The sequence below is a fragment of the Terriglobales bacterium genome, assembly GCA_035624475.1.
Taxonomy (GTDB): Bacteria; Acidobacteriota; Terriglobia; order Terriglobales; family Acidobacteriaceae; genus DASPRL01.
Window position 1 is genome coordinate 1 of the sequence record DASPRL010000093.1, and the last position, 3,132, is coordinate 3,132.

Below are 3,132 nucleotides of genomic sequence, written 5' to 3' on the forward strand. Positions count from 1 at the left end.
AAGCAGGCGGAGACGCGAGAGCGGCGTGCGGCCAAGTCGGTGGCCATGATCGCGGCGGGGAAGAAGATCATGTAGCGCGGGGGCGCCAGTCGCGCCCCGGCGGCTGTGCCACACGCCTGCTTCAGATGGTCGCGGCGGGGGGCGGGCCGGAGGGTGCGGCGGGGGCGGTGCTGCCGCGCAACTGGCGGACGAGGGCGGCGACGTCGTTCTCCTGAAAGAGGCGGATGGCGGCGAGGCCGGCGGCGCCCGCTTCCAGGCAGGCGGCGGCTTTCTCCGGGGTGACGCCGCCCACGGCCAGCACCGGCATGAAGCGGCTGTAGGAGGCGGCGGTGCGGGGATCGAGCGCGGGCTCGTCGTGGCAGGCGAGGCGCAGCTCGGGGAGACCCACGCCGGGGCGGGCGCGCGCCGCCACCTTCTCGAAGACGGGCCCAAAGACCACAAAGTCGGCGCCCTGCTGATCGGCGCGGCGCACGGCGGCGACGGAGTGGCAGGAGACGGCGACCAGGAAGTTCCTGGTTTCTCGTTTCGAGTTTCTAGAAAACGCTCTCCAGATCCCGCGCGCCTCGTCGGGGGAGAGGTCCTCCGAGGGGAGATGCACGCCGTCGAGGCCGGCGGCCAGGGCGATATCGAGACGCGCGTTCACCAGCAGGCAGGCGGGGCGGCGGCCCAGCGGCGGCGGCGTCATGCGGACCAGGGCGCGGGCCTCGCGCGCCAGGTGCTCGAGTTCGCGCGCCGACAGGTCCTTCTCGCGCAACTGGATATAGTCCACGCCCGCGCGCGCCGCTTCCGCGATCTTGGCCATGAGCCGGCGACGGCGCTCCTCCTCATCACCGGGGAACTGGCGGCGATCCGTGATGTAGTAGAGAAGCATGACCTCCACATGGACCGATCACCCGATGGCCCGATGACCCGATGTCTAGGGCGGCCGGGTCTTGGCGATGCCGGGCGCGGTGTCTTCCTGTTTGGGGTGCGGGGCCTCGAGGTGGAACTTGGTGAGGCCGTCGCGCAGGCGCTGGAAGCCCTCTTCCGGGGTATCGACCATGCGGAACAGGTCGAGGTCCTCGGGGGAGATGGTGCCGGCGTCCACCAGCGCCTGGAAGTTGACGACGCGGTTCCAGTACTCGCTGCCGTAGATAATGACCAGGATCTTCTTGGCCAGCTTGTCGGTCTGCGCCAGGGTGAGCAGCTCGAAGAGCTCGTCCAGGGTGCCGAAGCCTCCGGGAAAGATGACCAGGGCCTTGGCCAGGTAGGCGAACCAGAACTTGCGCATGAAGAAGTAGTGGAACTCGAAGTTGAGGCCGGGGCTGATGTAGGGGTTGGGCATCTGCTCGTAGGGGAGGCGGATGTTGAGGCCGACGGTCTTGCCGCCGGCCTCGCGGGCTCCGCGGTTGGCGGCCTCCATGATGCCGGGGCCCCCGCCGGAGGTCACGACGAAGCGGTGGCGCCGGCCGGGCAGATGGATGGACCACTCCGTCAGCAGGCGGGCGAGGCGGCGCGCGTCCTCGTAGTAGCGCGCCATCTTGAGGTCGGTGCGGGCGCGGTCGAGCTGGGTGCGCTGGGCGGGAGCGATGGGAGCGTGGGAGCTGGGCTGCTCCAGCAGTTGCACCGCGCTTTCCGCATGGGCCTGGGCATGGACGCGGGCGGAGCCGAAGAAGACCACGGTGTCCTGGATGCGCTCCTTGCGGAAGCGCGAGAGGGGCTCGTTGTATTCCGCCAGCAGGCGCAGGATGCGGGCGTCGGGGCTGTCGAGAAAGCCCTTGTTCTCGTAGGCCAGGGGCGCAGGCCCCAGGGTGGGTTCGTTTGCCATAGCGACGGTCCGGCTTCCTCCCGCTGCCGTGGATTCTATTCTAAAGGCGGCGGCGGGGCGGCGGGGAAGTGCCCCGGGCTAGGGGTGGGGCGCCTCGCGGTAGTGGAGAGCCTCCCAGATGCCGAACCAGAGATCAAGCAGGCCCAGCCCGGAGACGGCGCCGCGCACGAAGCCCTGCTGCAGGAAGGCGCGCAGGCCCGGCCACCGGGCCAGCAGGGTGTGGTCCGTCCACTGCGAGGTCCAGGGCAGCACCACCAAGGTCATGCCCACCACCATGCAAAACAGGACGAAGGTGAACAGGGAGAGCCGCTGCAGCCAGATGGGGACGTGATGACCGCCGGGCCCGCTCTGGGCCCGGGTCGCGGCAGGCGAGTCCGTTCCGGGCGGCGAAGGCGCGGGAGACTGGGCGGGCCGGCTGGGTGGGGGAGACGAAGCCATCGGCAGGGCTCTAGGCTTTCAGAGCCTTGATGCGCTCGGCGACGTCACGATAGTCGATGTTGGAGCCGTAGACTTCCATGAAGTTGTCGAGGGCGGCTTTGCGGTTGCCGGCGGCCTCATGGGCAGAGGCCAGCTCGTAATAGACGGCCAGGCGGCTGTCCTCCTCCAGTCCCGGGACCTTGAGGGCCTTCTCGTACCACTTGATGGCGGCCTGGGGTACACCTTTTTCCAGGAAGCAGTTGGCCAGCCAGGTGTAGGCCTGCATGACCTGGCTGAAGGGATAACCCTTGTCGATGGCGTGGCAGACCTTCTGCAGCTCGCCGATGGCCTCGTCGAGCAGCCCCATCTCCTTGAAGGCGACGCCCAGGTTGTAGTGGGTGTCGGGGTCTTCGGCTTCGCCGGCGCTCTCTTCGACGTCCTCCTTGAACTCGGCGAACATGTCGGTGAGGACGGAGGCGGCCTCGTGGGGCATGGCCGCCGCAGCCGCCGGAGGCGCAGCCGCCGCGGCCACAGGGACGACTGCCGCAGGAGGCGGCGGGGCCTTGGCCGCTGGCGGAGGCGCCGGCTCCGCGGGGCCGCCGCCAAAAGCGAAATCGCTGCCCAACGACTGCTCCAGGTCGGAGACCAGGCTGCCCAGCACGTCCCCGGAGGCGGCCGCCGCCACGGGCGGCGGAGGAGACTGCGGGGGCGGTGGCGCGGGCACCACCTTGGGAGGTGGCGGTGGAGGAGGTGGCGGGGCGGGCGCTACCTTGGGAGGCGGGGCCGGTTTGGGCTTGGGCACCGCCTTGGGAGCCGGAGGGGGCGGGGGTGGGGGTGGCGGCGGAGGTGGAGGCGGAGCCTCTTCGACGGGAGGCTGCTCGGCGTGCTCAAAGATGAACTCGGCCACG

General features: G+C 70.1%; 4 protein-coding genes. All 4 read right to left on the minus strand.

The window, feature by feature from the left end; genetic code table 11:
• Positions 1-121 precede the first annotated feature (121 nt).
• Entirely contained in the window at positions 122-871 is a 750-nt protein-coding gene (locus VEG08_04025) for a thiamine phosphate synthase (GenBank protein ID HXZ27151.1), read from the minus strand.
• Positions 872-916: 45 nt separating this feature from the next.
• Positions 917-1,807 (minus strand): TIGR00730 family Rossman fold protein, encoded by an 891-nt coding sequence (locus VEG08_04030; GenBank protein ID HXZ27152.1) that lies wholly within the window; start codon positions 1,805-1,807, stop codon positions 917-919.
• 78 nt (positions 1,808-1,885) lie between these two features.
• On the minus strand, positions 1,886-2,245 hold the full coding sequence (locus tag VEG08_04035) for a hypothetical protein (protein HXZ27153.1): 360 nt from the start codon (positions 2,243-2,245) through the stop codon (positions 1,886-1,888).
• 10 nt (positions 2,246-2,255) lie between these two features.
• The coding region (locus VEG08_04040) for a tetratricopeptide repeat protein (protein ID HXZ27154.1) at positions 2,256-3,132 on the minus strand (877 nt) is incomplete at its 5' end.

Coding starts and splice junctions, on each gene's coding strand:
- VEG08_04025 (HXZ27151.1), bottom strand. CDS start 871: ATGCTTCTCTACTACATCACGGATCGCCGCCAGTTCCCCGGTGATGAG.
- VEG08_04030 (HXZ27152.1), bottom strand. CDS start 1,807: ATGGCAAACGAACCCACCCTGGGGCCTGCGCCCCTGGCCTACGAGAAC.
- VEG08_04035 (HXZ27153.1), bottom strand. CDS start 2,245: ATGGCTTCGTCTCCCCCACCCAGCCGGCCCGCCCAGTCTCCCGCGCCT.